Annotated in this window: 4 protein-coding genes; 3 read left to right on the top strand and 1 reads right to left on the bottom strand. The window is 64.2% G+C overall.

Features of this window, described 5'->3' with window-relative positions; translation table 11 throughout:
* Positions 1-590, bottom strand: a 590-nt coding sequence (locus EN984_RS27820; protein ID WP_127384105.1) for an urease accessory protein UreD, incomplete at its 3' end; no start/stop codon positions are given.
* Positions 591-812: 222 nt separating this feature from the next.
* Here EN984_RS27820 and EN984_RS27815 point away from each other — a divergent pair.
* From EN984_RS27815 to EN984_RS27805, 3 genes are all read left to right on the top strand, one after another.
* Positions 813-1067: an acyl carrier protein gene (locus tag EN984_RS27815; RefSeq protein ID WP_013528393.1), complete on the top strand. Its 255-nt coding sequence runs from the start codon at positions 813-815 to the stop codon at positions 1065-1067.
* Between the two features lie 5 nt (positions 1068-1072).
* The gene (locus EN984_RS27810; RefSeq protein ID WP_127273593.1) at positions 1073-2281 is read left to right on the top strand and encodes a beta-ketoacyl-[acyl-carrier-protein] synthase family protein; all 1209 of its coding nucleotides are present in this window, start codon (positions 1073-1075) and stop codon (positions 2279-2281) included.
* Between the two features lie 160 nt (positions 2282-2441).
* A complete protein-coding gene (locus tag EN984_RS27805) occupies positions 2442-3146 on the top strand; it encodes a glutathione S-transferase N-terminal domain-containing protein (protein WP_127267259.1) in 705 nt (234 codons plus the stop codon).
* Positions 3147-3238 lie beyond the last annotated feature (92 nt).

The following is a 3238-nucleotide window of genomic DNA, read 5'->3' as shown; positions in this document are numbered from 1 at the left end:
GGGCGGTCGAGCGTGGCGGCGATATCGGGTCCGATGCGGAAATCCTCGGCATGAATGAGGGCGCCATCCTGGCGCACACGCCAGCGGTCATGGAAGTTGCCCTGCGTGGCGCGTTCGCCCATCGCCAGGCGGCCGAAGACGGCGGCTTCCAGCACCAGCGCCTCGGCGCCGACGGCAAGCTCGACGTCGAGCGTGCGGGCAAAGGCCGCCCGGTCGAAGACGATGGTTTCCTGCGGCAGCCAGGCGATCCGGCCATTTTCGCCGACCGACAAATTGACCCGCACTTCGGCACGGTCGGACGCGGCCCGGTAGATTTTCTCGCAGGCCTGCGTGGTGATCGATGCCGAAGCGGCCGCGCCGACATCCACCTCCCAGGCGATACGGTCGCCGCCGGTCATCCCGCCGGCGGTGTTGATCAGCACCGCCTCAAACGGATCGGCCGAGACGGCCGGCATCCTTATCTTGGCGGCGCCGTCCTGATAGAGGCGCCGCAGGCGCGTGCGGCCCTCACTGAGCGCGCAGGAAAGCCGCGCGACGCCCGCAACGCGCTGCGTCGAAATCCCGTCATGTTCGCCGCTAGGTTCGCCCATATCCATGCCTGCACGTTAAGCACTCCGTCGGCTTTGTCGATATGGAGTTCGATATAGCTTGTTGCTTGACAACGTTTCGGTTTCTATAGAGGGAACCACCTTGGTACGGTCATGCTGCGCTTGGCGGAGGCATTAAACGACGACGACGGCTTGATACCAGGAGAAAAAGGGGCGCTGCTCAGTTGGCGTCGGGAAACGTCGAGATAGTGGGGAAGGAACCGAATGGCCGACCAGCTGGCAACGGATATCATCGCGAAGATCAAGGCTCATGCCGAGCCGGGCGGCGAAGAAATCACCACCACCACCGAATTGACCTCGCTTGGCATCCATTCGCTCGAGCTGACGGAGATTATCTTCGATCTTGAGGAAGAGTATGGCATCGAGATCGAGATGAACACGGTCGACGCCTGGAGCAATCTGAAGAACGTCGGCGACATGGTCGAAGCTGTGCGCGCGCTGATCGCGAAAAAAGCCTGAACTGAATGCGGCAGCGCGTTGTCATCACCGGCATGGGCGGCATTTGCGGGCTCGGCACCAGCGCGCCCGCGATCTGGAACGAGATGCGCGCCGGCCGCTCGGCCATCGGCCAGATCACAAGTCCCCAACTGCATGATTTGAAGGTCAAGGTCGGCTGCGAAATCAAGGCGCTTCCCGATCACGGAATCGACCGCAAGCAGACCGTGTCGATGGACCGCTTCAGCCTGCTGGCGACCATCGCAGCCAGAGAAGCCATGCAGGAGGCCGGCCTGGTTTCGAATGAAGCCACCACCTATCGGATGGGCACCGTCGTCGGTGTCGGCGTCTGCGGCTGGGAGGCGATCGAAGAGAGCTATCGCGCCATCCTGGTCGAGGGCAAGAACCGCGCCGGTATCTTCACCGTGCCAAAGGTTATGCCAAGCGCGGCCTCCGGCCATGTCAGCATGAGTCTGGGCCTGCGCGGCCCGGTCTTCGGCGTCACCTCGGCCTGCTCCTCCTCCAACCACGCCATCGCCTCGGCCGTCGACCAGATCAGGCTTGGCCGCGCCGATGTGATGGTCGCCGGCGGCACCGATGCGCCGCTGGTCTGGGGCATCCTGAAGGGCTGGGAAGCATTGCGCGTGCTGGCGCCCGATACCTGCCGGCCATTCTCGGCGGATCGCCAGGGCCTGTCGCTCGGCGAGGGCGCCGGCATGGCGGTCCTGGAAACCTACGAGCATGCCATGGCGCGCGGCGCCACCATCCTTGCCGAGGTCGCCGGCGCCGGCCTCTCCGCCGATGCCTCCGACATTGTCGCGCCGACCGTCGAAGGGCCGACAGCGGCCATGCGCGCCTGCCTGGCCGATGCCGGCTTCAATCCCGAGGATGTCGACTACCTCAACGCCCATGGCACCGGCACCAAGGCCAACGACCAGATCGAGACGGCAGCGATCAAGCGCGTCTTCGGCGACCATGCCTACAAGCTTTCGGTGTCGTCGACCAAGTCGATGCACGCCCATTGCCTCGGCGCATCGGGGGCGCTGGAGATGATCGCCTGCGTGATGGCGATCCGCGAAGGCATGGTGCCGCCGACGGCCAATTTTCGCGAGGCCGATCCCGATTGCGACCTCGACGTCACGCCGAACGTGCCTCGCGAGCGCAAGGTGCGCGCCGCGATCAGCAACGGCTTCGCGTTCGGCGGCACCAATGCCGTGCTGGCCTTCAAGGCCGTCTGATCTAAGGGGCGCGCGATCTGCCTCAGGCAGACCATTCCGTTGATTGTTCGTGCACGACGAAACCTTCACCGCCATATTGATCGTGCCGTGCGCCGCGTCTAATCCTTGGCCGACCCGCCAAGACCGCGCCGCTCGGCGCGAACCCCATTCAGGAGTTTCCATGGCAGACCTGTCCGCCTTTCCGATCGCAACGCGTTGGCCGGCCAAGCATCCGGACCAGCTCCAGCTCTATTCGGCGACAACGCCGAACGGCGTGAAGATATCGATCGCCCTGGAGGAGCTCGGCCTGCCCTATGAGCCGCATCTGGTCAACATCGGCAAGAACGAAAGCTGGACACCGGAATTCCTGTCGCTCAATCCCAACGGCAAGATACCGGCGATCATCGATCCGAACGGTCCGGACGGCAAGCCGATCGGCCTGTTCGAATCCGGCGCCATCCTGCTCTACCTCGCTGAAAAAACCGGCCTGCTCATGCCCATCGATGCCGCGCGCCGCTACGAGACCATCCAGTGGGTGTTCTTCCAGATGGCTTCGGTGGGGCCGATGTTCGGCCAGGTCGGCTTCTTCCACAAATTCGCCGGCCGCGAGATCGCCGACAAACGCCCTCTGGAGCGCTATCGCGACGAGTCAAAGCGACTGCTCGGTGTGCTCGACGGCAGGCTGAAGGGGCGCAAGTGGATCATGGGCAATGACTACACCATCGCCGACATCTCGCTGCTCGGCTGGGTGCGCAACCTGATCGGCTTGTACGAAGCCCGCGAACTCGTCGGCTTCGACGATTTCGCCAATGTCTCGACATGGCTGGAGCGCGGCCTGGCGCGGCCGGCGGTGCAGAAAGGCCTGACCATCCCGGCCAAGGGATAGCCAGCCTTCGAAGCGCGGCTATTTGGCCTTCGCTTTGGCCTTCGAACCGCCTTTGCCCATGACGGAAGCGGCGAGCGACGCAGCACCTCGGG

This window comes from Mesorhizobium sp. M7A.F.Ca.CA.004.12.1.1, assembly GCF_003997835.1.
Taxonomy (GTDB): Bacteria; Pseudomonadota; Alphaproteobacteria; order Rhizobiales; family Rhizobiaceae; genus Mesorhizobium.
Note: the sequence above shows the minus strand (reverse complement) of the source record. Positions and strands in the feature narration are given on the sequence as shown.